General features: G+C 42.1%; 27 protein-coding genes and 1 pseudogene. 22 read left to right on the top strand and 6 right to left on the bottom strand.

Translation table 11 applies throughout. The features are described from left to right. Positions 1–288: 288 nt before the first annotated feature. From J0K78_RS05000 to J0K78_RS04970, 7 genes are all read left to right on the top strand, one after another. Positions 289–534 (top strand): helix-turn-helix domain-containing protein, encoded by a 246-nt coding sequence (locus tag J0K78_RS05000; protein WP_206945672.1) that lies wholly within the window; start codon positions 289–291, stop codon positions 532–534. Then, a complete protein-coding gene (locus J0K78_RS04995; RefSeq protein WP_206945671.1) occupies positions 524–922 on the top strand; it encodes a hypothetical protein in 399 nt (132 codons plus the stop codon). The genes J0K78_RS05000 and J0K78_RS04995 overlap by 11 nt, the downstream gene beginning before the upstream one ends. A gap of 17 nt (positions 923–939) precedes the next feature. Further along, complete coding sequence (locus tag J0K78_RS04990; protein WP_206945670.1) at positions 940–1,434, top strand: phBC6A51 family helix-turn-helix protein; 495 nt, start codon at positions 940–942, stop codon at positions 1,432–1,434. After that, positions 1,434–1,640: a hypothetical protein gene (locus J0K78_RS04985; protein WP_206945669.1), complete on the top strand. Its 207-nt coding sequence runs from the start codon at positions 1,434–1,436 to the stop codon at positions 1,638–1,640. Before J0K78_RS04990 ends, J0K78_RS04985 begins: the two co-directional genes overlap by 1 nt. Next, on the top strand, positions 1,633–2,304 hold the full coding sequence (locus J0K78_RS04980) for a hypothetical protein (RefSeq protein ID WP_206945668.1): 672 nt from the start codon (positions 1,633–1,635) through the stop codon (positions 2,302–2,304). Before J0K78_RS04985 ends, J0K78_RS04980 begins: the two co-directional genes overlap by 8 nt. A gap of 143 nt (positions 2,305–2,447) precedes the next feature. Then, positions 2,448–2,744, top strand: coding sequence for a hypothetical protein (locus tag J0K78_RS04975; RefSeq protein WP_206945667.1), 297 nt, complete (start codon positions 2,448–2,450; stop codon positions 2,742–2,744). A 131-nt stretch (positions 2,745–2,875) separates the two neighbouring features. After that, a complete protein-coding gene (locus tag J0K78_RS04970; RefSeq protein ID WP_206945666.1) occupies positions 2,876–3,310 on the top strand; it encodes a hypothetical protein in 435 nt (144 codons plus the stop codon). A 139-nt stretch (positions 3,311–3,449) separates the two neighbouring features. Here the strand turns inward: J0K78_RS04970 and J0K78_RS04965 are convergent, their stop codons facing one another. After that, on the bottom strand, positions 3,450–3,683 hold the full coding sequence (locus J0K78_RS04965; RefSeq protein ID WP_206945665.1) for a hypothetical protein: 234 nt from the start codon (positions 3,681–3,683) through the stop codon (positions 3,450–3,452). A 226-nt stretch (positions 3,684–3,909) separates the two neighbouring features. On the opposite strand from J0K78_RS04965, the gene J0K78_RS04960 reads away from it, so the two are divergent. Beyond that, complete coding sequence (locus J0K78_RS04960) at positions 3,910–4,332, top strand: hypothetical protein (protein WP_206945664.1); 423 nt, start codon at positions 3,910–3,912, stop codon at positions 4,330–4,332. Between the two features lie 199 nt (positions 4,333–4,531). Next, positions 4,532–4,627, top strand: a pseudogene (locus J0K78_RS04955) (sporulation transcription factor Spo0A); the annotation flags it as partial. Positions 4,628–4,668: 41 nt separating this feature from the next. Here the strand turns inward: J0K78_RS04955 and J0K78_RS04950 are convergent. Then, positions 4,669–4,950 carry a hypothetical protein gene (locus J0K78_RS04950; protein WP_206945663.1) on the bottom strand — a complete coding sequence of 94 codons (282 nt, stop codon included), beginning with the start codon at positions 4,948–4,950 and terminating at the stop codon, positions 4,669–4,671. 214 nt (positions 4,951–5,164) lie between these two features. Between J0K78_RS04950 and J0K78_RS04945 the strand changes: the two genes are divergently transcribed. After that, positions 5,165–6,514: an aspartate kinase gene (locus tag J0K78_RS04945; protein ID WP_206945662.1), complete on the top strand. Its 1,350-nt coding sequence runs from the start codon at positions 5,165–5,167 to the stop codon at positions 6,512–6,514. Between the two features lie 364 nt (positions 6,515–6,878). Here the strand turns inward: J0K78_RS04945 and J0K78_RS04940 are convergent, their stop codons facing one another. Genes J0K78_RS04940 through J0K78_RS04930 form a run of 3 tightly spaced genes read right to left on the bottom strand, consistent with a single transcriptional unit; the run spans position 6,879 to position 9,806 of the window. Continuing rightward, positions 6,879–7,619 carry a 3'-5' exonuclease gene (locus J0K78_RS04940; RefSeq protein ID WP_206945661.1) on the bottom strand — a complete coding sequence of 247 codons (741 nt, stop codon included), beginning with the start codon at positions 7,617–7,619 and terminating at the stop codon, positions 6,879–6,881. Further along, positions 7,619–9,526 (bottom strand): DUF294 nucleotidyltransferase-like domain-containing protein, encoded by a 1,908-nt coding sequence (locus J0K78_RS04935; RefSeq protein ID WP_206945660.1) that lies wholly within the window; start codon positions 9,524–9,526, stop codon positions 7,619–7,621. Before J0K78_RS04935 ends, J0K78_RS04940 begins: the two co-directional genes overlap by 1 nt. Before the next feature lie 43 nt (positions 9,527–9,569). Then, positions 9,570–9,806: a DUF2627 domain-containing protein gene (locus J0K78_RS04930; RefSeq protein ID WP_206945659.1), complete on the bottom strand. Its 237-nt coding sequence runs from the start codon at positions 9,804–9,806 to the stop codon at positions 9,570–9,572. Between the two features lie 135 nt (positions 9,807–9,941). Here J0K78_RS04930 and J0K78_RS04925 point away from each other — a divergent pair, with 135 nt between their 5' ends. From J0K78_RS04925 to J0K78_RS04875, 11 genes are all read left to right on the top strand, one after another. Then, positions 9,942–12,017: a sigma-54 interaction domain-containing protein gene (locus J0K78_RS04925; RefSeq protein ID WP_206945658.1), complete on the top strand. Its 2,076-nt coding sequence runs from the start codon at positions 9,942–9,944 to the stop codon at positions 12,015–12,017. A gap of 103 nt (positions 12,018–12,120) precedes the next feature. Continuing rightward, entirely contained in the window at positions 12,121–13,023 is a 903-nt protein-coding gene (gene yqiS / locus J0K78_RS04920; protein WP_206945657.1) for a phosphate butyryltransferase, read from the top strand. Positions 13,024–13,034: 11 nt separating this feature from the next. Then, positions 13,035–14,138 carry a branched-chain amino acid dehydrogenase gene (gene bcd, locus J0K78_RS04915; RefSeq protein WP_160914893.1) on the top strand — a complete coding sequence of 368 codons (1,104 nt, stop codon included), beginning with the start codon at positions 13,035–13,037 and terminating at the stop codon, positions 14,136–14,138. A 14-nt stretch (positions 14,139–14,152) separates the two neighbouring features. Continuing rightward, positions 14,153–15,238, top strand: coding sequence for a butyrate kinase (gene buk / locus J0K78_RS04910; RefSeq protein ID WP_206945656.1), 1,086 nt, complete (start codon positions 14,153–14,155; stop codon positions 15,236–15,238). A 15-nt stretch (positions 15,239–15,253) separates the two neighbouring features. Beyond that, positions 15,254–16,675, top strand: a complete 1,422-nt coding sequence (gene lpdA / locus J0K78_RS04905; protein ID WP_206945655.1) for a dihydrolipoyl dehydrogenase — start codon at positions 15,254–15,256, stop codon at positions 16,673–16,675. A 19-nt stretch (positions 16,676–16,694) separates the two neighbouring features. Continuing rightward, on the top strand, positions 16,695–17,687 hold the full coding sequence (locus J0K78_RS04900) for a thiamine pyrophosphate-dependent dehydrogenase E1 component subunit alpha (protein ID WP_206945654.1): 993 nt from the start codon (positions 16,695–16,697) through the stop codon (positions 17,685–17,687). Between the two features lie 15 nt (positions 17,688–17,702). Further along, complete coding sequence (locus tag J0K78_RS04895; RefSeq protein WP_160914885.1) at positions 17,703–18,686, top strand: alpha-ketoacid dehydrogenase subunit beta; 984 nt, start codon at positions 17,703–17,705, stop codon at positions 18,684–18,686. Positions 18,687–18,705: 19 nt separating this feature from the next. Then, positions 18,706–20,025 (top strand): dihydrolipoamide acetyltransferase family protein, encoded by a 1,320-nt coding sequence (locus J0K78_RS04890; protein ID WP_206945653.1) that lies wholly within the window; start codon positions 18,706–18,708, stop codon positions 20,023–20,025. 321 nt (positions 20,026–20,346) lie between these two features. Next, positions 20,347–20,778: a BrxA/BrxB family bacilliredoxin gene (locus J0K78_RS04885; RefSeq protein WP_160914881.1), complete on the top strand. Its 432-nt coding sequence runs from the start codon at positions 20,347–20,349 to the stop codon at positions 20,776–20,778. 131 nt (positions 20,779–20,909) lie between these two features. Then, the gene (locus tag J0K78_RS04880) at positions 20,910–21,860 is read left to right on the top strand and encodes an aromatic acid exporter family protein (RefSeq protein ID WP_206945652.1); all 951 of its coding nucleotides are present in this window, start codon (positions 20,910–20,912) and stop codon (positions 21,858–21,860) included. A gap of 36 nt (positions 21,861–21,896) precedes the next feature. Continuing rightward, positions 21,897–22,415: a L,D-transpeptidase gene (locus tag J0K78_RS04875; protein ID WP_206945651.1), complete on the top strand. Its 519-nt coding sequence runs from the start codon at positions 21,897–21,899 to the stop codon at positions 22,413–22,415. A 66-nt stretch (positions 22,416–22,481) separates the two neighbouring features. Here J0K78_RS04875 and prli42 read toward each other — a convergent pair whose 3' ends face one another. Beyond that, entirely contained in the window at positions 22,482–22,595 is a 114-nt protein-coding gene (prli42, locus tag J0K78_RS04870) for a stressosome-associated protein Prli42 (RefSeq protein ID WP_226590761.1), read from the bottom strand. 177 nt (positions 22,596–22,772) lie between these two features. On the opposite strand from prli42, the gene J0K78_RS04865 reads away from it, so the two are divergent. After that, the gene (locus J0K78_RS04865; RefSeq protein WP_206945650.1) at positions 22,773–24,428 is read left to right on the top strand and encodes an acyl-CoA mutase large subunit family protein; all 1,656 of its coding nucleotides are present in this window, start codon (positions 22,773–22,775) and stop codon (positions 24,426–24,428) included. Positions 24,429–24,432: the final 4 nt, after the last annotated feature.

The raw sequence follows: 24,432 nt of genomic DNA, 5'->3' as shown, positions 1-24,432 counted from the left end.
AATGCTGGTGAAATAGGCGTATGAAATGATATAGGACGCTGATCGAAAGCAAAAGCTGTCAAAAACAAATATAACCTTAGTAAAAACATAATTTATTAAAGTGGTTTGTTTCTTATTTTTCGTTCCATTAAACGTTTCTTTTGATTTAATCAACCTTCCCCAGAAGGGAAAAGGTATTTGGTGTGTATGGCATTGATCATTTAAGTGATCGGTGCTTTTTTCTTTTACTAAATAGTCATGATATATGACTTTTACATTAATCATTATTGCAAGAAAGGAAAGGCGAATATGAACCATGTGTTATTTAAACATTTAAGACAAGTTGCTGACTTAACTCAATCAGAACTATCTGTAAAGGTCGGATGCGAACAATCGTTAATAGCCAAAATCGAAAACGGAACAAAGCCAATTACTAGAAAGATGGAATCACGGTTTCAACTGGCATTGAAAGAAAAAGGTATTTCAGGTGAAGAAGTGATTCTATTACAGCAAATATTATCTAGTAAGAAAGGGACGGATAAAAATGTCACATAAAGGATTGATACAGAAACTGAACTTCATTGAAAAACGGCTTCTAAGTAATGAATACCATGAACAAAAGCCAATAATCACAGCAAAGATTTCTGATATTTATAGTGAATTGAAAGGCAAGACATATAAACATAGGGGCGTACTTTACAGCAGACAAAGCCCACAGAATGTTTCTGTTTATAAAGCATGGATCAAGGCTGGCAAATATAAGGCCTTATCTGATCTTCAGGAATTACAAACTGAAATCAGTAATGGAAAAACTAAACGTTCATTAGCAATTATTCAAAGATTGAAACAGTCGGACTTTCATCAAAAGGAAGTTACCGCAACCATTGAAGGTTTCAAAGGAAAAGGAAGAACCACACATAAAACTGTATTAACGCAAATATAAGGAAGGATGAAACAATAATGTCAAACGTACATCAACAATCTAAAAAGCTGGTGGCTGCAATTGAACCACCTGAAAAATTAACAGATCAACAAGTACAGCTTGTAAAGAACTTTGCACAGGCACGAATGGAAGAAGGATTTTCAATCGGTTCTTTTTGTCAAAACAATTCTATCAGTACAAAGACTTGGTACGGATGGAAAGAAGATGCTGACTTTATGGAATATCTTAATCAGGTGCAGGATTCAATGCTTCCAGAAGATGCAGTCAAAGCCTATGAAAATATTAAAAAGAAAGTCATTGAACTTGCAGGGAAACAAGGAAGCACATCAATTAAAGAAGTACAGCTTTTTAATGAAATGTTTCCAGCCGTTGTTGAATCAGATCGTAGAAAGCAATTAGAAGAACTTGGACTTGATGTAAACGGCAAGGAGAAGAAGGCAGGGCGAACGCCTACACCTGAAGAACGTAAAGCAAGGCTATTAAGCAAACTTAAAGGAAAGGAAGATGAATAATGAGTGTAATTCAATCAATGAAACAAGGTTATGCAGGACTAGAAGCTGATAAAGAAGTTCAAACAGATAAAACTGGTGCTGGTGAAGGTCAGGAAGAAAAAGCTAAAGAATTGACCACAGAAGAACATTTGAAAGTACTATCTGAATCAGTATTGCAACTTAAAGAAGAAATTGAAGAATTGAAAGGGGCAAAAAATAATGGCTAAAAAGGATTTTAAGCAGAAATTTAATGAAATGATGGGTCGTTATTCTAATAACGAAAAGAAGTATGAAGATGCACATGAAGCAAAACAACAGGAAATTATAGATATTCAAACGGATATTCAGGAAAAAGAATCTCATGTTTCAGCCTTGCATAAAATGAAGGCACTTGGTGACGTATCAGAAGATGCTTACAAAGTTGAAAAAGATGAACTGGACAGGTTAAAGGAAAAGAAAGATCAACTTCATGAAGATATGGAATTAATGGTGAAGTATAAAACGGATGATGCAAAAGCAATAGTTGAAGCTATGGAAGAAGAACAAGCTGAACATGCTGAAGAAAAAAGGCAAGAATATGAAGAAGTTAAAGCTGAAATTCTTCAGGCAAAACTTCAGTATCTTGAAAGCCTTCAGCAACTTTCCCAACGTTATAAGGAGTATAAAAAACCTTCCAGTAAGATTGGACGGCTTAAAGAACAATTAGGAATTAAAAAGGATTCATATGTAGGTGATACTTACAGTGAAATTGGACAGGTTTTCGCTGGTACTGAACCAATAGCCGTTGAAGTACTAAACGGTGAAGCCCATGAGGTCATGCAATTCGGCAATATCAATTCACATCTAAGATCAGCCGTTAAGCAGAAACAAGAACAAGGTTTTTTAAAATAACATAGAAGTAACATTCTAATATCATAGAAAAGCCCCTTCCTATACTGGTTGGGGATCTTTTTTTATGGAATTTTTTATATTAGTGTCTGTTTTACCTTTGGATGTTGTGTTGGATTTAGAATAAACGAAAAGGGGAAATTAAAATGAAAACAAACATTAAAAAAGGACTATTTATTTATGGCTTTATACCAGTTGATACAGCACATATAAAACTCGCTGATACACATACTGATGCTGGTTTAACATTTCATACAAAGGCTGATGGTGGATATGCAGTGTTAGCAGGAACAGATGAAGAAGGCATAGTAACAGAATTAACAATAGACCTTGAAAACTCACCTTATAATTTTATGAAAGATAGCTTTAATGAACAAACTATTTCCAGTGATGACGTTTTAGTAAAAGATGGTGAAATTATACCACCAGCAGAAGATGATTAAAGTTATACAGCCACACCCTCATCCCTATTAGGTTTGGGGGTCTTTTTTTGTACCTAAAAGATTAATATACTATAACCCCCTGCAAAGTGTACTGTATAATTAATATAACAGTTATTGGAAAGGGGTATTTCATGGGGAAAAATTATGACTTCCTAAAAAGGACGGATTTATCTGTAAATGATGACTTCTTGAAACCAGACCTAACCGAAGTAGAAAAGGAATTAAATGAAGCATTTGAAGAAAAAGAACGTAGGGAACAAGAAGCCATCCAGCGTGATATAGAAAGAACTGAATACGCTAGACAGACCGCAGAAAACACTTCTTATCTTCCTGCTATGCTTTGGGCAGTAAGGGAAGGAAACGAAATAAACAGGGAAGTTTTAGACCTTCATAAAGAAATGTTGAATGTTCTTACAGCAGAATCAAAAAAAGAAGCTGAAAGCATGGTTACTGAAATTGCGAATAAGGCGAAGAACACAAATGATAGTATAAATACAGCTATAAGCCTATATAAGCATGGGAACTCACTCATTCAATTTATGAGTAATGCTGGACTATTCGGTTAAATAAACAATAAGAACCCCTTATCAGTGTTTACTGGTAAGGGGCTTTTTTGTGTTCAATAATGTAGTTACAGCAAAACGAATGTAACCCTTAAACAATATGAAATTTCTTCTTGGGATTTTAGAGTTATTTATTTGCTGTTCATTCTGTCTTAGCTAATGCTTTTATTAAAGCTTTTCTGTGAACATCTTGAAGTACATCTTGATCAACTTCATTAATGTATGTTTGATATAAAGAAATCATTTGATGAAACAAGTCACTATTAGACGGTTTGGAACCTGTCATTTCTTTCATTGCTTCCTGTATATAAGTCAACTTCTCATAAGATTCACTATCTAACCTTACACTTACTACTTTATCTTTCTTTACGACCATAGTTAGTCACTCCCTTTACTGACCTTAAGTTACATTAAGTTAAGGCAGTTTAATGACACGTAAAACGGATCACCGTAATACTATTTTAAACATAATCGTTTAATAATAAAAGTGTTGTGTAAACAAATGACTACGTGGTATGTTTATAGTGTGGTGTAAACAAATAACTACACAAGAGTTTTAAGAACTATGGAAAACTACATTATAATAGGAAGGAACTTGATATATGGAAGGTATGTCTTTACATCTTACTAAGAACGGAAGAAAATACTTTTTAGATTCAGGTGGAGAAGTAAGCAGGATAGAATGTAGTAAGTGTAAACAGTTAAATGATGTCGATTCTTTCTATAAAAGTAAAAACGGCTTTATAAATAGAATGTCTATATGTAAAACGTGTGAGAAAAGATACCAACAGAAAAGGCGGGCGGAAAGAAAAGCTGGGGAGTCTGGGAAGAGTAAGCAAGGTGTTCAAGTGAATTACTATAACGACGTGGAGTTATTTCAAAGGGTACAAGATGTTTATAGTAAAGGTGAAGTGTTGTCTATTAAGAAGCAGTTTGATCAGTTTACAGAAAAACTGCCTATAGAAGGAGATTACTTATTAGCTATTGCCTATACAGACTTCCTGAAGAAGTACAGCACAGAATAAAAAGCATATGTAAGGTATTTAGCGGTCATTGTTTATGCAGAAACTTCTACTAAAGGAATCGTTTCTATTGACTGGCAGAAATGGTGTAATTATACTGATAGTAGGCTAGTGAACGCTGGCCACATAACATACTAACTACATACCAATAAATAAATGATCTTGAGAACAAATGTAAACTGTAAAACCCCACTATATCAACGGTTATACAATCTCCAATACAAAAGCAAAACCGACAAACAGCGAATTCATCGCCATGGTGGCGGACCGCCTTCGTTTGGAACATAAAGCAAGCTGAACGAAAAAGCACGAGAGATGTAAAGGACATCTTTCGTGCTTTTATTTTTGTGTTGTCATCAATTTAGTGATTTCTTGGGCAAGAATAACGTCTTCATATATACCAGCATCAATGTCGTCAATGTGGTTACTCAAGAAATTGAAAAGCTCTTCCTCTAATAAAAATATGCCGTCTCTGTTGATTAACCGGTAACTGAAAGGAAGGTCCAGGTATTGTATAATGACAAAGGTGTGTCCTTGATCTTCATACGTACATAGTATGGATAATTCACTATTTTCGGGATAATACCTGCATCCCCCAAAACCATCCCTTGTTAAAACCATAGAACCACCCTTCCTCTTATTATCCATCATATCTAAAAATACCAAAAGATGTAACAAATTTGTAGAATAAATGTAAAAATTCCCATGTTTCCGTCAATTTTCGCCGTTCTACTAATTTTTTTCTGAAATTTATTCAATTTTGCATCCCTTTTGTGATACAATTCTTAATTATTAATTATTAATTACTTTCGTTCTCTAATGGGGTGTTGTATCAATGAAAGTCGTAAAATTCGGAGGCAGTTCTCTTGCAGATGCCGGGCAGATTAAAAAAGTAAAGAATATTATTGATTTGGATGATGATCGCCGTGTGGTTGTGGTGTCAGCTCCGGGAAAACGTCATAGTAAAGATGAAAAAGTGACGGACCTCCTCATTGCATTAGGTACATCCATACAGATGGACCAGATGGATGAGGCCGTCTATAAAAAAATCATTGATCGTTTTCAATCGATGACAGAGGAGCTGAATCTCTCCTTACATGTAGCAGAACAAGTGAAGGATAAAATTGATGAGGCTATTAAGTTGGTGAAAGATGGTTCTGTGCATGCACTTGATGCTTTAAAAGCTTGTGGAGAGGATGGTTCCGCTCATATTGTAAGTGCTTATTTGCAAAAGATGGGTACGGATGCATCGTATGTGAACCCTAAAGAGGCGGGAATTCTCGTCCGGGACCAACCTGGCGGGGCGTTGGTGTTAGAAGAAAGCTTTGAAAAATTGTATAGCTTAAGGCATCGAAATGAAATCTTAGTCATTCCTGGATTTTTTGGGTTTACACCTGAAGGGGAATTGGTAACATTCTCACGCGGAGGATCAGATATCACCGGTTCCATTGTTGCAGCGGGGTTAAAAGCAGATCTGTATGAAAACTTTACGGATGTTGATTCCGTCTATTGCGTCAATCCGATGTTCGTAGATCAACCAAAAGAGCTCACTTCTTTAACTTACAGAGAAATGCGTGAGCTTTCCTATGCAGGCTTCTCTGTCTTTCATGACGAAGCTTTGATCCCTGCATTTAAGGAAAAGATTCCTGTGTGCATAAAAAATACAAATAATCCTTCGGCGCCTGGAACGATGATTGTGGCTGATCTACCTGAAAGAGAAAGTCATGTGGTGGGTATAGCAAGTGATGATGGTTTTTTGAACTTATATGTGAGTAAATACTTAATGAACCGTGAGATCGGATTTGGTCGCAGGCTGCTTCAGATTTTAGAAGATGAAGAAGTATCTTTTGAACACGCGCCTTCCGGAATCGATGACATGTCCGTCGTCATTCGTGAACATCAGCTTCCTCCTGAGAAAGAGGAGAAAGTCGTGAGGCGGATAAAGGATGAATTGGAAGTGGATACGGTCTTGATTGAAAGGGAAATGGCGATGATTATGATTGTAGGCGAAGGGATGAACCAAACGATTGGTATCGCCAGCCGGGCAGCCGTAGCTTTCCGCGAAGCAGAGGTTAACATTGAGATGATTAACCAGGGATCTTCAGAAGTTTCAATGATGTTCGGAGTCAAGTCCGAAAGCTTAGGCAAAGCTGTCCAATCGTTGTATCGAACGTTTTTTGAGTAGGCATCTTAACTTTTATTGGTGAGGGAAGTTATTATAGAATATGGCAGGGTTTTTAAAGACTTGATTTTGATTCTTTGGTGAAACTCCCAAAGAGAGCATCCAGACCTTAAAAGCATGATAGAGATGGTTTGATGCCTGCTTAGGAGGGGAAGAGCAGGAGCTCTATTTTTCCGTACAGGGGTTCGTTTCACCTTACATGAGATGGGGTGGTTGGGAAGCTCGCCACTCCCCCACAGGAAAGCGAGTAGCTTCCCAGCCGCCCCTGACGCTCAACACAGGGAACGAACCCAAAAACATCCCGAAACTGAGTCATCAAGTATAAAGAGCGTTTGTTCAATAAGAAAGAAAAACGAAGCAGTGATATTCACTGCTTCGTTTTTTTCTGTTGAGCCAATACTTTATTTAATTGTTCTAATGTGTGAACGTCATAGTCAATCGTTTTTGAAAGCAAATACCGAAATAACTCGGCTGTCATAATAGCATCATTCAATGCGTGGTGGCGTTCTCTTTTATCAATACCTACATATTTTAGCAAAGGGTCAAGCTGGTGCCTGACATTCGGCAGAAGCCATTGCGCCATAAGCTGAGAGTCGATCACGTGTGGTTCATAATCAGGCAGCTTCCATCTTCTCAGCATGGCCTTTAAGAACCGCATATCAAATTTTGCAGGGTGGGCTACTAGAACAGATCCTTCACTGAACTGCATGAAGTTTTGGAAACCCTCAATAAAAGGACTGGCATTATCGAGACGATCGCGGGATAACCCTGTTAACCGCAGCGTTTGTTTGTTAACAGGACGAATGGGACGGATCACCTGATGAAACTTCTCCATTCGGCAAGCGTGAAGTCCCTGTAGCCTTATGGCACCTATGGAGATGATCTCATGCCCAATCTCTGGTAGAAAACCGGTTGTCTCAAGGTCAAAGATGGTATAGTCCAAGTCCTTTAATGACTTCTGGTGAAAGCTTCCCTTCTTATTGAAAACGGTCAGCTGCTTTTCTAATTCATGATAGGTGTGCCATTTCAAATAAGGTTTTATCTTGAAATAGTACATGGGTTTCTCAAAAAGCAGATACTTGATGATTTGTAAGTCAACTGGAAGCATCATACCACCCGATTTCGGTTATAGCTCAATTCCAGTACCTGCTGCAGGCGCTTGGCGATAATGAGCGCTTCTCTGAGTGATCGACGTTCTTCTTTTTTCATTGGCCCGAGTTTTAAATCATTGCTCAACGGTTCTTCGTCGTCCAGTTGTTGAAGATTAGCCTTTAACCGGAACAACATAAGACGGTGCAAAGCTGTTTTTGCATTTTCCACATCCCGGGGGTGGAAACGCTCTTGTTCGGCTAATGCTTCTAACCTATTGACGGTATTAATCTCTTCAATTCCATATTTCATACTGTAAATACGGATCGCATTGACGATTTGCATAATCGCTGACTTCTTCAAGTTGAGTGTCCGTTTCTTACCAATCCCTGAAATTCTTCCGAATGGTTGGACAGGGACCCGAAAACGAAGTGTATCTTTCATAAGCAATTGATGAAGATTTAAGGATTTCTGGACACGTTTGGTTACATATTTCTTTAAGTCATACGCAAGGGAATAATCGCCTGTGATCGGACGAAAGTCCATAAAAATAGTGAAATCGCGGATTTCCTCTGCATCCATCTTGTTGATCCAGTGGTCGATACTCCCATGCCAATCACTCATTTGCTGACGCCATTTGGGTTCCTTTGCCATAATCCCGCCTGTACAGTATGGAAAACCGCATTCGTTCAACATATCGTTAATTTTATTAGTGAAGATTTCAAAGTATTTTTCAATTTTCGCTTTATGCTTACTGTTCTCATAGTCGGCAAGAATGATGGCGTTGTCCTGATCAGTAGAAAACGCCTGCTCTTTACGTCCTTCGCTGCCCATAACCAGGAAACAGTAATTCACCGGTGGTGCTCCATACCCTTCGCGAATCATTTCGTCTTCTGCAATCTGCACCACTTGTTTGTGGATACGATCGTTGTAGTTGGTCATCAATTCTGCAATGTCATAAGCGAACATGTGATCTTTAATCAAGCTCGCCACGAATTTTTGGAACCTTTCATTGTGAATCGGTGACAACGGTTTAATTTCTTCAATAGAAATCGCATTTGAAATTTTATAAGTGAGGTCGAAGTACACGGAATTTTTAATGGTGAAAAACGAGGACTGCCTCAAAATTCCAACGACCTTGTCCTTATGCAGAACAGGAATGATTTCTGTAGGGTGGTGTTTCAAATAACTTAAAGCATCATAGATGAATTCCTGCTCATTAATCTCATAGGCTTCCTCAGACATATAAGCTTTGACTGGGTTTTTGTGATCGTTCTCAAAGTAAGCTTTTAGTATTTCACCATATCCAATCATACCGAGCAACGATTGCTGATCATCGCTCACAATCAGAGCTTCAATCTTTTGCTGTTGTAACATACGGGCAGCTTTTTCGATCGAGGCTTCCGGGTGTATGAAAGTAGGTGGTTCCATATAAGCGTCTGCACGTTTTTTATAAAGTTCACGATCATCCTGCTCATCTGTTGTAGAGCTTTTATATTTTACTTCATCATATAAGCTTTTCATCAGATGACTAATGCCATCCATCACCACTTTCGAAAAGTGGTTGTTGTTGGACATCACTTTCAAGAAGGATTCGCGTTCAAAGCAAATGGTTTTGATTGGTTCTAACGCTTGAACAGAAAAACGCATTTCTCCACTTGTAAGTAGGATCATTACACCTACCAGGTCTCCCGGGTAATAGAACCTAACCGATAATTGTCGTCCGTTCGACCGATGCATGATGTTCTTAGCAAGTCCAGAGACCATGAAATGGATATCGATCGTGTCATCTTCCTGATCTTCATGGATGATGAATTCGTTCTTTGAAAATTCCCTGACCATGGCTTTACCAAAAACTTCATCAAACTCTTCCTCAGAAAGCAAATCGAATGGATATTGCTTTCTAAACATTTCAAACTCTGTCACAGAGCAAAACTCCTTCATCACAGTTGTTGTATTTCACGACGGTCTAATCCTTTTGTTTGAATCGACCTTTGGTCAAGTTTCGTTTTTTGTCCCTGTGGAGGATGAAGCCACCAATGAAGGCTAAACCTCCAACTACAAATAAAATCCCTGCAAGCCCTTGAATGGCGATGTGAAAAAAGATAGGGTGAAATTCCCCGAAAAGAGCATCGCGAATCAATTTTATTCCATAAACGGCGATAACACCTGGGGTAACTAATAAAAGTAAAGCAATTAATCGCATGTTCGTAACTCCTTTATTTCAATCCATGAATAAGTATATCAAATGGAGCGGCACGTTGGAACTATAGACACACTTGCTAAAACATGCAGAATAGGATACGATGAAATTACGCAAAAAGTTGCAGGGTGTGGTGAAATGAAACGTGTGTTGATTGTCGGAGCGGGGAAAGGCGGAACCGCCCTGTTGAAATTGTTAAAGAAAATGGACCGTATGTTAGTGGTCGCGGTAACAGACATCGACCCGGAAGCACCAGGGATTGCGCTTGCTGAGAGTTACGGAATTGCTACAGACCGCCGTTGGCAGGATTGGATACATAAAGAGATTGATATTGTGATCGAAGCTACAGGGGAAGAGCGTGTGTTCAATGAGATCCGAGAAACCAGAAAGCGCTCGACGGTCGTGATTCCAGGTTCAGTGGCTTATGTAACTGCAGAATTGTTGGAAGAAAAAGAAACGCTTGTGCAAAAATTGAAGCAGCAGACGGAAAACCAGCACCTGATCTTAAACAGCATTCACGACGGTATGATTGTAATTGATGAAAGAGGTGAAATCTCGTTCATCAATCGTAGTGCAGAGCGCATTGTGGATATGGAGCGCTCATCCATGATTGGAGAACCCATAAATGAAATCATACCCGATTCGAGGCTTCCTCAAGTCCTTGCTTCCCGGGAGGAAGAAGTGAACAAAAAGCTTGCCTTAGGCAATGGAAAGAAAGTAGTAACCACTCGTATTCCGATGATTGGACAGGATCAGAAAGTGATTGGTGCATTTGCCGTTTTCAAAGATATTACGGAAGTTGTCAACCTTGCTGAGGAAATCACAGACCTAAAAGAAGTGAAAACGATGCTCGAAGCCATCATTCATTCTTCAGACGAGGCGATTTCTGTTGTCGATGAAAATGGAAGCGGTTTAATGATTAACCCTGCTTATACGAGGATTACCGGACTTTCAGAAGAAGAAATCGTCGGGAAGCCGGCAACGGTCGACATATCTGAAGGCGAAAGTATGCATATGAAAGTCCTTCGTACCAGAAGGCCTGTCCGAGGGGTTCGTATGAAGGTTGGCCCCTCAAAAAAAGACGTCCTCGTTAATGTGGCCCCTGTCATTGTTGATGGGAAGCTGAAGGGAAGTGTCGGCGTTCTTCATGACGTCTCGGAAATTCAGGCGTTGACTAGCGAACTCAAAAGAGCCAGACAAATCATTCGCAGTTTGGAAGCGAAGTACACGTTCGATGATATCATCGGTGATTCTCAGGAAATGACCCTGGCTCTTGAACAAGCGAAAGTTGGTGCGCGTACGCCTGCTTCTGTATTGTTGAGAGGAGAGTCTGGGACAGGGAAAGAACTTTTCGCCCATGCGATTCATAACGAGAGCAAGCGGCGCCATAATAAGTTTATCCGAGTTAATTGTGCGGCCATAGCTGAGTCTTTACTGGAAAGTGAATTATTTGGCTACGAAGATGGTGCTTTTTCAGGTGCGAAACGCGGTGGTAAAAAAGGACTGTTCGAAGAAGCGAACCACGGGAGTATTTTTCTTGATGAAATCGGCGAATTGACATTGCCAATGCAGGCGAAATTGCTGAGGGTTCTCCAAGAGAATGAAATTATCCGTGTCGGAGGTACAAAGCCTGTTCATGTAGATGTCCGTGTAATTGCTGCAACGAATGTCAACTTGGAAAAAGCAATTATGAACAAGAACTTCCGAGAAGATCTGTACTATCGCCTGAACCGGCTCCCGATATACATTCCTCCCCTTCGTGAAAGGATCAAAGATGTCAAACTTCTGACTTACCATTTGATCCAAAAATTGAATGAAGATTATGGAAGGCATGTAACCTCAATTGATGAGGATGCTTTTCGTTTGTTGAAAGAATATGATTGGCCTGGAAATGTAAGAGAGTTGGAAAACATTATCGGCCGGGCTATGATTTATATGGAAAATATGGAAGATACCATCAAGGTAGAGCACCTTCCTCGGCTGAAAAAAGCCTCAACTGAATCAGGAAGACCTAAGGAAGAGGCCCCTTGGCTGGGAGAGACCTTGCAGCAGGCCGTTGATGAATATGAAAAAAGTTTGCTTGCTGATGCTTACCGGTCTCATGATTTTAATAAAACAAAGACAGCCAAAGCTTTAGGGATATCGATTCGAAACTTATATTACAAATTAGAAAAATATAATTTAGACAAAAATAGCATGCAGAATTTTTCATAATGCAATCTTTTGCAAGGTGAAAATCTTCAAGACTAACCTGTTTTAATGGTTACTGGAGTTGGCATGAATATTGCATGTTTATGAAGAGGGGAAGAGGTGACGCATGAAAAAGTTAGATGAGTTAGTCGATCAAATTGACCGTCGTTCACCTAAAACGGTCGCTGTTGCTCAAGCAGCAGATGATGAAGTATTGAAGGCAGTAAAAATGGCCCGGGCTTCCAACCTTGCTGATTTCTTTCTTGTAGGAGATCAAATGGAGATTGAAAACAAATCAAAAGCTGTGGGGTTGGATTTATCTCAGGAGGGCATTGAAGTGATTCATGCCAGTGAAAGGGATAGTGCAGGAGTTGCTGTGAAAGCTGTCCATTCCGGTGAAGCTCATGTAGTCATGAAAGGCCATATTGATACAAAATCTTTGTTGAAAGCGGTCCTGGATAAAGAGTACGGACTCAGGAAAGGTTCGGTGCTGTCTCACGTCGCATTATTTGAAATTCCAGGCAGGGATAAACTGATCTACCTTACAGATGCTGCGATGAATATCGCTCCTAATTTGGAGGAGAAAGCCCAAATCATCAATAATGCCGTAGAAGTAGCTACTCGTGCAGGCTGGGAAAACCCTAAAGTAGCCCCACTAGCAGCCGTAGAGGTAGTGAATCCTTCCATGACAGCTACTCAAGATGCTGCGATGCTCACTCAAATGAACAGGCGTGGGCAACTGAAGGGCTGTATCGTTGATGGCCCCCTTGCCTTTGACAATGCCATCGATCCAAAAGCAGCAGAACAAAAAGGAATCGTATCCGAAGTAGCGGGGCAGGCGGATATTCTCGTCGTGCCATCCATTGAAGTGGCTAATGCCTTGTACAAATCATTTATATATTTCGCCAAAGGAAAAGTGGCGGGCGTCATCAGCGGGGCTAAAGCTCCGATCGTATTGACGTCTAGAGCAGATGATGCTCAAAGTAAAATTTATTCACTGGCCTTAGCTCTACAAGCCAGTCAACAATAGGAGGAAACATAATGAAAATTTTCAGCTATATGCAAGAGTACGATTACGAGCAATTGTTATTTTGTCAAGATGAACAATCCGGTTTGAAAGCAATCATCGCCATTCATGATACAACACTAGGGCCTGCTCTCGGAGGCACACGTATGTGGACATATGCTTCTGAAGATGATGCCGTGGAAGATGCTCTGCGTCTGGCAAAAGGGATGACTTACAAAAATGCTGCAGCGGGACTTAATCTCGGCGGAGGGAAAACAGTCATTATCGGAGATCCTAAAACAGAGAAAAATGAAGAAATGTTCCGTGCATTCGGTCGTTATATTCAAGGCTTGAATGGTCGTTATATTACTGCAGAGGATGTAGGAACGACTGTCCAGGATATGGACTTGATTCATGAAGAAACGGATTATGTGACAGGGATCTCTCCAGCATTCGGCTCTTCCGGAAACCCATCTCCAGTGACTGCTTACGGAGTGTATCGTGGAATGAAAGCAGCAGCAAAAGAAGGATTCGGCACAGATTCCTTGGAAGGTAAAACAGTAGCTGTCCAAGGTGTCGGAAATGTCGCCTTCACTCTTTGCCGTCATCTTCATGAAGAAGGAGCCAATCTTATTGTTACTGATATCAATAAGGAAGCCGTTCAGCGTGCGGTAGAAGAATTTGGAGCAAAAGCTGTTGATCCGGACGATATTTACAGTGTGGATTGCGACATTTACGCTCCTTGTGCTCTTGGAGCGACGATTAATGATGAAACGATTCCTCAACTGAAAGCGAAAGTCGTGGCTGGTGCAGCGAATAACCAATTAAAAGAAACGAAGCATGGCGATATTCTGCATGAAAAAGGCATCGTTTATACGCCGGATTATGTCATTAACGCTGGAGGCGTCATCAACGTAGCTGATGAGCTACACGGATATAATAAAGATCGTGCGATGAAGCGAGTAGAAACGATCTATGACAACGTATCACGCGTATTTGAAATTTCACGTCGGGATAACATTCCAACATACGCAGCCGCAGACCGTATGGCAGAAGAGCGAATTGAACGTATGCGCAGGTCCCGCAGTCAATTCCTTCAAAATGGTCAACACATCTTAAGTAGAAGACAGAACGGTTAACGGGGGTTTAGGGATTGCAAACACATCGTATTCTGGTCATTAATCCAGGTTCCACATCTACAAAGATTGGAGTCTTTGATGATCAGGAAGTCGTTTTTGAAAAAACCATCCGTCATACGACGGATGAGATCAGCTCATATAAGCGCGTGATTGATCAATATGATTTCCGTAAGCAGGTCATTCTTGAAGAGCTCGACCGCGAAGGCATTAACATCAGCAAATTAAGTGCAGTTTGCGGAAGAGGAGGATTGCTGCGTCCCATCGAAGGTGGGACGTACGAGGTCAATGAGGCGATGCTTGAGGACTTGAAAAATGGATACAATGGTGAACATGCGTCGAATCTTGGAGGGATCATCGCCAATGAAATTGCTCAAGGGTTGAACATTGGAGCTTATATTGTCGACCCGGTCGTGGTGGATGAACTCCATGAATTGGCTCGTGTTTCCGGTGTCCCTGAAATACCAAGAAAAAGTATTTTCCATGCCCTTAATCAGAAAGCTGTGGCGCGAAGAGCGGCAGCTGACCTTAGTCTGTCTTACAAAGATGCCCGCTTAATCGTCACTCATATGGGCGGAGGGATCACTGTGGGAGCGCACGTTGGCGGCCGGGTGATTGACGTCAACAATGGATTGCACGGAGATGGCCCTTTTTCTCCAGAGAGGGCAGGGACCGTTCCTGCCGGTGACCTCGTTTCCTTATGCTTCTCCGGCCAGTATTACCGAGATGAAGTGATGAAGAAATTGGTCGGGCAAGGAGGCCTTATGGCGTACCTGGGTACAAATGATGCCCGCGATGTCGAAGAGATGGTAGCAAAAGGTGACCGAAAAGCGAAAGTTGTCTTTGATGCCATGGCTTATCAAATTGCCAAAGAAATTGGAAGTATGAGTGCCGTTATGGAAGGCAGAGTGGATGCAATTGCGCTCACTGGCGGGCTAGCGTACGGAAAAGCGTTCGTTGAAGAAATTTCCAAACGTGTGCATTGGATTGCAGATGTCCTCGTCTATCCTGGTGAGAATGAGCTGGAAGCGTTGAATGAGGGGACGCTACGTGTCCTGAATAAAGAAGAGGTTCCAAAACAATATCCTAACTTTCAAGAATAGGAAGGAGAGTCCAAGGTGGCACAAGAATACGATTTGGTCATTCTCGGAGGTGGCACTGGCGGTTATGTCGCTGCCATCCGAGCTTCAAAATTAGGCCTGAAAACAGCGATTGTAGAAAAAAGAGAACTTGGTGGGACATGCTTACATAGAGGGTGCATCCCTTCTAAAGCATTGCTTCGAAGTGCGGAAGTATTTAAACAGACGAAAGAAGCGGATCAATATGGGGTGTCAACAGAAAACCCAACCTTGAATTTCACGAAAGTCCAAGAACGGAAACAATCGATTGTAGACACACTACATAAAGGTGTTCAAGGATTGATGAAAAAAGGGAAAATCGACGTCTTCGAAGGTTTTGGAAGAATTTTAGGCCCTTCCATCTTTTCACCGACAGCAGGGACGATTTCTGTGGAGATGAACAACGGGGAAGAAAATGAAATGTTGATTCCTAAAAATGTGTTAGTAGCGACAGGTTCTCGTCCTAAATCTTTGCCGGGGCTAGAAATCGATGGTGAAGTTGTCATGAGTTCTGATGAAGCTCTTCATATGGAAGAACTTCCTGAATCCATCATTATCGTCGGTGGGGGTGTCATTGGAATTGAATGGGCATCCATGCTTGCAGACTTTGGTGTTCAAGTGACGGTACTCGAATACCTGCCGCACATTCTCCCTACCGAGGACGAAGATATTTCCAGGGAAATGTTGAAGCAGATGAAAAAGAAAGGCGTCGATATCGTGACGAGCGCCAAGGTTCTACCGGATACGATCGAAAAAGACAATGGTGTGAAAGTAAATGCGGAAGTTGACGGAGAGACAGTTACTTATGAAGCTGAACGAATGCTGGTTTCTGTCGGTCGATCAGCCAACGTCGATAATATCGGTCTTGAAAACACGGATATCCAAGTGGAAAACGGGGTAATCAAGACGAATGATGTCTATCAGACGAAAGAGAGCCACATTTACGCCATTGGTGATGTTATCGGTGGTATGCAACTGGCCCACGTGGCTTCTCATGAAGGCATGATTGCCGTTGAGCATATGGCTGATCAAAACCCACATCCGATGAAACAGGATCAAGTGCCATCCTGTATCTACTCCAACCCTGAAGTTTCAAGTGTTGGCTTGACAGAAAAAGCGGCGAAAGAAAAAGGATTTGATGTGAAAGTAGGCAAGTTTCCATTCCAGGCGATCGGAAAAGCTCTCGTTCACGGAGAAACGGATGGCTTTGTAAAAATCGTAGCTGACAAAGAAACGGACGATCTGTTAGGTGTGCATATGATCGGACCTCATGTCACGGACATGATTTCGGAAGCGGCTTTGGCTCAAGTTCTTGATGCGACACCATGGGAAATCGCTGAAACGATCCACCCACACCCAACGCTCTCTGAAGCAATCGGGGAAGCGGCTATGGCCGTCGACGGCAACCAAATCCATGGATAAATATGAAGGAGGGATCCTCATGGCTGAAAATCGCCATAAAGCTCTAGGTTTAAGTGATGATCAAGTGTTGGACATGTTTCGCACGATGTTATTAGCAAGAAGAATCGATGAACGTATGTGGTTATTGAACCGCGCAGGTAAAATTCCATTCGTCATTTCCTGTCAAGGTCAGGAAGCTGCTCAAGTAGGGGCATCCTATGCTCTTGATCGTGAAAAAGACTATGCTCTGCCTTACTACCGTGATATGGGTGTCGTTCTTTCATTCGGTATGACTGCTCAGGATTTAATGCTTTCCGGCTTTGCAAAAGCAGAAGATCCAAACTCGGGTGGACGTCAGATGCCAGGTCACTTTGGTCAAAAGAAAAACCGGATTGTTACCGGCTCATCGCCCGTTACTACACAAGTGCCACACGCCGTAGGTATCGCTCTTGCAGGGAAGATGGAGAAAAAAGACTTCGTTTCTCTCGTAACTTTCGGTGAAGGATCTTCCAACCAGGGGGATTTCCACGAAGGTGCCAACTTTGCGGGTGTACACAAGCTTCCTGTTATCTTTATGGTTGAAAACAATAAATATGCCATTTCTGTTCCTGTATCAAAGCAGTTGGCCTGTGAAAAAGTTTCTGATCGCGCCATCGGTTATGGCATGCCTGGGTTCACAGTGGACGGCAATGATCCACTAGCTGTATATGAAGCAGTGAAAGCAGCAGCCGATCGTGGACGTAATGGAGAAGGGCCGACATTAATTGAGACTGTGTCCTACCGTCTTACTCCGCACTCCAGTGACGATGATGACCGTACTTACCGTGAACGGGAAGAAGTGGATGAAGCGAAGAAAAAGGATTCGATCGTCACTTTTGCCCAGTACTTGCGTGATACAGGTGTACTGACGGACGAGAAAGAACAGGAAATGAATGACGAAATCAGTGAAATCGTCAATGAAGCGACTGACTATGCCGAGAATGCGGCTTATGCGGAAGCGGAATCTGCAATGAAATATGTGTACGAAGAGTAAGGAGGGGGAGCAATAATGGCAGTTATATCTTATATTCAAGCCGTCACTCAAGCTTTGAAAGAAGAAATGAAGCGGGATGAAAAAGTGTTCGTCCTTGGTGAAGATGTTGGAAAACGTGGAGGCGTATTCCGCGCGACTGATGGTCTTTATGATGAATTTGGTGAAGACAGAGTTCTTGACACACCACTAGCTGAATCTGCAATCGCAGGAGTTGGAATTGGTGCAGCGATGTACGGTATGCGTCCAGTAGCTGAAATGCAGTTCGCTGACTTTATCATGCCGGCGGTCAACCAGATTATTTCAGAAGCCGCTAAAATCCGGTACCGTTCCAATAACGACTGGAGTGCACCAATAACGATTCGCGCCCCTTATGGCGGCGGTGTTCACGGAGCTCTTTACCATTCCCAATCCGTTGAAGCGGTTTTCGCGAATCAGCCTGGATTGAAAATCGTGATGCCGTCGACTCCTTATGATGTCAAAGGTTTGTTAAAGGCCTCCATCCGTGATAATGACCCGGTTCTTTTCTTTGAACATAAACGCGCCTACCGTCTGATCAAAGGAGAAGTACCTGATGAGGATTATACGCTACCAATCGGTAAGGCGGATGTAAAGCGCGAAGGTTCCGACATTACGGTTATTACGTACGGTTTATGTGTCCACTTTGCTTTACAAGCAGCAGAGAAGTTGGCTGAAGAGGGCATTGATGCACATATCCTCGACTTGCGTACCGTGTATCCTTTAGATAAAGAAGGTATCATTGAAGCAGCATCCAAAACGGGTAAAGTTCTTCTTGTAACGGAGGACAATAAAGAAGGTGGAATCATCTCAGAAGTGTCCGCAATCATCAGTGAGAATTGCTTGTTTGACCTGGATGCTCCTGTCCAGCGTCTTGCTGGCCCGGATGTCCCATCCATGCCTTATGCTCCAACCATGGAGAAGTATTTCATGATGAATCCGGATAAAGTTGAAAAAGCGATGAGAGATCTCGCGGAATTTTAATTGAAGGAGGAGATTCCCTGTGGGTTTAGAAAAAATCAACATGCCTCAGCTTGGTGAAAGTGTCACAGAAGGAACGATCAGCACATGGCTTGTTCAGCCTGGAGATCAGGTAAATAAGTATGATCCCATTGCAGAAGTCATGACAGATAAAGTAAACGCAGAAGTCCCATCTTCTTTTTCCGGCGTGATCAAAGAGCTCGTCGCATCTGAAGGAGATACCATTGAAGTCGGTGAACTCATGTGCTACATCGAAGTAGAAGGGGCAGGATCTGCTGAAGAATCTTCATCAGAAGAAAATAAACAAGCTCCTGCACAGGAAGCACCCGTCGCTGAAGAAGAACCATCAAAAGCTTCCAAAAAACCTGAGAAAAAACAGGACAAAGGAAGTAAAAAGCGGTATTCTCCAGCGGTCATGACGCTTGCACAGGAACATGACATTGATTTGAATCAGGTTGATGGTTCCGGTCGAGGTGGACGAATTACGCGCAAAGATATTGAGAAAATTGTTGCGAGCGGAGAGATTCCTAAAGCAGGGGAAGAAAAAGCAGAAGCACCCGCTGAGCAGCCTGCAAAAGCTGAGCAGAAAGCTGCACCATCACCAGCTCCTTCATCACAGACGCCGAATGTACAAGCGGGTGAAGGCGACATCGAAATTCCTGTGACAGGTGTAAGAAAAGCTATTGCAGCAAACATGGTGAAGTCGAAGACCGAAATTCCACATGCCTGGATGATGGTCGAGGTAGATGTTACGAATTTGGTGGAACTTCGCAATGCAAAGAAAAACCAATTCAAACAGCAGGAAGGCTTCAGTCTGACGTATTTCGCTTTCTTTGTAAAAGCTGTCGCTCAAGCATTGAAGGAATACCCGCAGTTGAACAGTATGTGGGCAGGAGACAAGATTATCCAGCGCAAAGCCATCAACTTGAATATTGCTGTAGCTAAAGATGACCAATTGTTTGTTCCTGTCATCAAAGATGCGGATGAAAAGAGCATCAAAGGCATCGCTAAAGACATTACAGACCTTGCCAACAAAGCCCGTCAAGGCAAGCTGACATCGAAAGATATGGAAGGCGGTACCTTCACCGTTAATAACACAGGCTCTTTTGGTTCCGTACAATCCATGGGTGTGATCAACCACCCTCAGGCTGCTATTTTGCAAGTGGAATCCATTGTGAAAAAGCCGGTTTACCAGAATGGCATGTTCGGAGCTCGTGACATGGTCAATCTATGTCTATCGTTGGATCACCGGGTTCTTGACGGCCTTGTAGCCGGCAACTTCCTTGCCCGTGTGAAAGAGATCTTAGAGAAAATGTCAGAAGATAACACATCTGTATACTAATGCAATCAAGCTGTCCACCAACCATGGAGGACAGCTTTTTTATCATCCTATTCCACCAGTGCAAGCCATTTTCTCACGTATCAAAATATTGATAGAAGGTATATGTGAGGGGAACTGCTCTTATGGATTGAGGGTTTTTACGTTTTCAACACTCTATATGGTAAGGGGCGTTTGGGAGGGAAGAAACCCCATGGGATAACAATCCCTTTCCAAATGTCCCTAAGCTCTTTCAAGTATCTAAAAATCATAGACAATTCAATTGAAAGATGTCAGATATCTTGGTAAAATGTTCTTAGCATTTCTATAAAGGGGCCATGTCAAATGGATTTTAATATTTTTATGAACGATGTTGTTTCAAAAGCACGTGAAGAAATTACCCAAGCGGGATATACGGAACTGACGACATCTGAGGAAGTCGATCAGGCACTAAATAAAGAAGGTACAACCCTAGTAATGATCAACTCCGTATGTGGATGTGCAGGTGGTATTGCCCGTCCAGCTGCTGCACATGCGATTCATTACGATAAGCGTCCGGATCAGCTTGTTACTGTTTTTGCAGGGCAGGATCGTGAAGCTACGGATCGCGCCCGCGAATACTTTGAAGGCTACCCGCCATCTTCTCCATCTTTTGCTCTTTTGAAGGACGGTAAAATTCAGACAATGGTCGAGCGTCACGACATTGAAGGCTTTGAACCTATGGAAGTTATCGGAAAGCTTCAGCGCAGTTTTGAAGAGTATTGCAAAGAAGTATAAGAATACAATAGGCGTAGGATCTTTGTTTAAAAAGCAAAGATCCTTTTTTACGTAAAATCTTCAGCTTACATAATCGGACGCTTAATCCTCTCAGGTCAGCGTATCCAGAAAGAACGGAGGTGAACACAGGATTGAAAATAGGATATCGGACCATTAAGACGGCATTGGGAACACCATTTGCCATATGGATTGCTCAGATGCTGCAGCTCGAGAATTTCGCATCAGCAGGGATTTTGACCATTCTCTGTATCCAAATTACAAGAAAACGGTCCTTTTTAAGTGCGTGGCACCGCTTTTCTGCTTGTTTATTAGCGATGGGGTTTTCATTCGCTTTTTTTGAGCTGTTGGGATACAATCCCATTTCTATTGGATTGATGTTGTTTGCCTTTATTCCTGCAACGGTGTGGTTTAAAATTACACCTGGAATCGTAACCAGCTCAGTCATCATCCTGCATCTATACGGTTCAGGGGATATCGGCTGGAGTATTATATGGAATGAAGTGTTGTTAATTACGGTGGGAATTGGAACCGCCCTGCTTCTCAATTTATATATGCCGAGCCTGGAGAAGAAGTTGAATCAGTATCGAAAACAGGTGGAGAGCAACTTTTCCATTATTTTGAGAGAAATTGCTCAATTTTTAAGGAATGGAGATAATGATTGGTCAGGCAAGGAGCTGACAGAGACCGCCAATCTTCTGGAAAAGGCGAAGTCCCTTTCTTATCGGGATGTAGAAAATCATTTGCTGCGTTCCCACAATCATTTTTATCACTATTTTCATATGCGGACGAAACAGTTTGAACTCTTGGAACGTATGCTTCCTCTCGTTTCCCGTATATCGACATCTGATGCACATGGTATTCGCATGGCAGCGTTTTTTGATGACTTAGCCGATGCTGTTCATCCCGGTAATACAGCCCTGATCTATTTGAGAATGTTGAAAGAGATGAAAGAAGACTTCCGTGAAGACCGACTGCCGGAAACACGGGAAGAGTTTGAAGTAAGAGCCAGCCTCTTTCATTTATTAAATGAGATAGAGGACTATCTGATCATTAAGCGTTCCTTCAAGAAGAGTGATGTATAGAGGGTACATGTGAGGGGAAACTTTTAGTAAAAGAGGATGATTGCTTTGTACAGCTTCCTTTTAATATTAAGTTTGTTAAACCCATTACTACCACCACACACGCCGGCTGATCCGGTTATTATTGTAAATAAAGCAACCCATGAGGTTGTGCTCTACCAAGGCGGAGAGGTTCTCTTTAAGGCTCCTGCGGCCATAGGGAAGACGAAGGATTTGACGCCGGAGGGCGAGTTTAATGTGAAAGTGAAAGCCAAAGATCCATATTACCGTAAAAAAGACATCCCGGGTGGTGACCCAGAGAATCCACTGGGGAGCCGGTGGATCGGGTTTGATGCACGAGGGACAGATGGCAGGATTTATGGCATTCATGGAACCAATCAGCCGGATTCCATCGGTAAATCAGTCTCTGCGGGTTGTATCCGGATGAATAATCAAGATGTAGAGGTTCTTTTTGACCTTGTTCCTGCTGAAGCGGAAGTATGGATTGTAGATAGTGATAAAAAAATGCCGGACTTATATCGCTTCTGGGAAGAACGCAAATTACAAAAACAACTCTAGAAACTAAGAAAGCCGAAAAGATGGACGATCCATCTTTTCGGCTTTTTTCATTCAATCATTTATTTATTATAAGAAGAAACTCGCGCCAGCCAATGCACTAGATAGGAGCATAGACAAAATCATGACATAGATCACGACTTTCATACGGCGTTCGCGTTTTGAACGTTTTTTTGTAGCCAAGGTGTATAACCTCCTTCTCAGTCAATCCTACTGACATTCTACCTAAAAAAGAGAAATTGGACAAGGGCGTGAAATCATTTACAATAAAATTGTGAATGATAGTAATTTTTAGATAGGTAAGCGCTTTATTTCTGGTATGCTAGTAGTGTGAATGGACTGAATAAGGAGGCCTTTCTTATGAACAGATCATCAAGTGACCAACACCCTAAGCAAAAATGGGAAAAAGATGTAGAAAAAACAACGGAGCGTTTTCCTGAACGGAAAGAAGCGTTTCATACAAGCTCAGAAATTCCGGTCGAACGATTATACACGCCGGAACAGATGAATGAGGATTACATAGAGGAGATCGGCTTTCCAGGCCAGTATCCTTATACGAGAGGAATACAGCCGACCATGTATCGAAGTCGCTATTGGACAATGCGTCAATATGCTGGGTTCGGTTCGGCAGAAGAAACGAACGAGAGGTTCAGGTACTTATTGAAACAAGGACAGACTGGTTTATCAGTGGCTTTCGACCTGCCGACACAAATCGGCTATGATTCTGATGACCCGATGGCTGATGGGGAAGTTGGGAAAGTCGGTGTAGCTATTGATTCATTAAAGGACATGGAGCAGCTGTTCGATCAGATTCCACTCGATCAAGTAAGTACATCGATGACCATCAATGCTCCAGCCAGTATCCTGCTTGCGATGTATATAGCTGTAGGAGAGAAGCAGGGAGTAGCACCTGAAAAACTGACAGGAACGATTCAAAACGACATCTTGAAAGAGTATATCGCTCGTGGTACGTATATCTATCCACCGAAACCTTCCATGAGGCTGATTACAGATATATTCGGTTACTGTCAGGAACATTTACCGAAATTCAACACCATAAGTATCTCCGGCTATCATATCCGGGAAGCTGGTTCCACAGCTGTGCAGGAAGTCGCCTTTACGATAGCGAACGGCATGGCTTATGTAGATGCGGCGATAGAGGCTGGGCTGGAAGTCGATCAGTTTGCACCACGGCTTGCCTTCTTCTTCAATGCTCACAATCAATTTTTTGAGGAAGCGGCCAAATTCCGGGCAGCCCGCCGCATGTGGGCAAAGATCATGAAAGAACACTATGGAGCAGAAAATCCAAAAAGTTGGAAGCTCCGTTTCCATACGCAAACAGGTGGAAGTACACTCACAGCTCAGCAGCCGGACAACAATATTGTGCGTGTCACATTACAAGCACTCGCTGCTGTTATGGGAGGAACGCAGAGCCTGCATACCAACTCACGGGATGAAGCTCTTGCCCTTCCGACAGAAGATTCCGCACGAATTGCGTTACGCACACAGCAGATCATTGCCAATGAGAGCGGGGTAGCGGATACCATCGATCCACTCGCTGGTTCTTATTTCGTTGAGTCTCTTACCGACCAGATTGAAAAAGAAGCAAATGCTTACTTAGAGCGCATCAAAGAATTCGGTGGAGCGGTCCAGGCTGTCGAAGAAGGATATATGCAGCGTGAAATTCATAAAGCAGCATATGATGCCCAAAAACGGATTGAATCGAATGAAGATATCGTCGTCGGAATGAACGAATTCAAGCTGGAAGAAGAAATACATGCAGACTTGTTACGTGTAGATGAAGCACTGGAACAAGCTCAGATCAAGAAAACACAGGAAATAAGATCTTCACGCGATCAGGAATCCGTCGAGCAATGCCTCAATGCCCTTAGGGAAGCGGCGAAAGGGTCGGAGAATGTCATGCCGCATATTGTGGCCGCTGTGAAAGTTTATGCCACAGTTGGGGAAATCGCGAATGTTTTACGAGAGGAATTTGGAGAATACACCGGAATGTAGGAAG

It is taken from the genome of Halobacillus sp. GSS1, assembly GCF_017307035.1.
GTDB classification, from domain to species: domain Bacteria; phylum Bacillota; class Bacilli; order Bacillales; family Halobacillaceae; genus Halobacillus; species Halobacillus litoralis.
The sequence above is the reverse complement of the archived record's forward strand: the minus strand, read 5'-3'. Positions and strand labels throughout refer to the sequence as shown.

Bases quoted from the DNA above. Each gene is read 5' to 3' on its own strand.
- J0K78_RS05000 (WP_206945672.1), top strand. From the start codon at position 289: ATGAACCATGTGTTATTTAAACATTTAAGACAAGTTGCTGACTTAACT.
- J0K78_RS04995 (WP_206945671.1), top strand. From the start codon at position 524: ATGTCACATAAAGGATTGATACAGAAACTGAACTTCATTGAAAAACGG.
- J0K78_RS04990 (WP_206945670.1), top strand. From the start codon at position 940: ATGTCAAACGTACATCAACAATCTAAAAAGCTGGTGGCTGCAATTGAA.
- J0K78_RS04985 (WP_206945669.1), top strand. From the start codon at position 1,434: ATGAGTGTAATTCAATCAATGAAACAAGGTTATGCAGGACTAGAAGCT.
- J0K78_RS04980 (WP_206945668.1), top strand. From the start codon at position 1,633: ATGGCTAAAAAGGATTTTAAGCAGAAATTTAATGAAATGATGGGTCGT.
- J0K78_RS04975 (WP_206945667.1), top strand. From the start codon at position 2,448: ATGAAAACAAACATTAAAAAAGGACTATTTATTTATGGCTTTATACCA.
- J0K78_RS04970 (WP_206945666.1), top strand. From the start codon at position 2,876: ATGGGGAAAAATTATGACTTCCTAAAAAGGACGGATTTATCTGTAAAT.
- J0K78_RS04965 (WP_206945665.1), bottom strand. From the start codon at position 3,683: ATGGTCGTAAAGAAAGATAAAGTAGTAAGTGTAAGGTTAGATAGTGAA.
- J0K78_RS04960 (WP_206945664.1), top strand. From the start codon at position 3,910: ATGGAAGGTATGTCTTTACATCTTACTAAGAACGGAAGAAAATACTTT.
- J0K78_RS04950 (WP_206945663.1), bottom strand. From the start codon at position 4,950: ATGGTTTTAACAAGGGATGGTTTTGGGGGATGCAGGTATTATCCCGAA.
- J0K78_RS04945 (WP_206945662.1), top strand. From the start codon at position 5,165: ATGAAAGTCGTAAAATTCGGAGGCAGTTCTCTTGCAGATGCCGGGCAG.
- J0K78_RS04940 (WP_206945661.1), bottom strand. From the start codon at position 7,619: ATGCTTCCAGTTGACTTACAAATCATCAAGTATCTGCTTTTTGAGAAA.
- J0K78_RS04930 (WP_206945659.1), bottom strand. From the start codon at position 9,806: ATGCGATTAATTGCTTTACTTTTATTAGTTACCCCAGGTGTTATCGCC.
- J0K78_RS04925 (WP_206945658.1), top strand. From the start codon at position 9,942: ATGAAACGTGTGTTGATTGTCGGAGCGGGGAAAGGCGGAACCGCCCTG.
- yqiS (WP_206945657.1), top strand. From the start codon at position 12,121: ATGAAAAAGTTAGATGAGTTAGTCGATCAAATTGACCGTCGTTCACCT.
- bcd (WP_160914893.1), top strand. From the start codon at position 13,035: ATGAAAATTTTCAGCTATATGCAAGAGTACGATTACGAGCAATTGTTA.
- J0K78_RS04900 (WP_206945654.1), top strand. From the start codon at position 16,695: ATGGCTGAAAATCGCCATAAAGCTCTAGGTTTAAGTGATGATCAAGTG.
- J0K78_RS04895 (WP_160914885.1), top strand. From the start codon at position 17,703: ATGGCAGTTATATCTTATATTCAAGCCGTCACTCAAGCTTTGAAAGAA.
- J0K78_RS04885 (WP_160914881.1), top strand. From the start codon at position 20,347: ATGGATTTTAATATTTTTATGAACGATGTTGTTTCAAAAGCACGTGAA.
- J0K78_RS04875 (WP_206945651.1), top strand. From the start codon at position 21,897: ATGATTGCTTTGTACAGCTTCCTTTTAATATTAAGTTTGTTAAACCCA.
- J0K78_RS04865 (WP_206945650.1), top strand. From the start codon at position 22,773: ATGAACAGATCATCAAGTGACCAACACCCTAAGCAAAAATGGGAAAAA.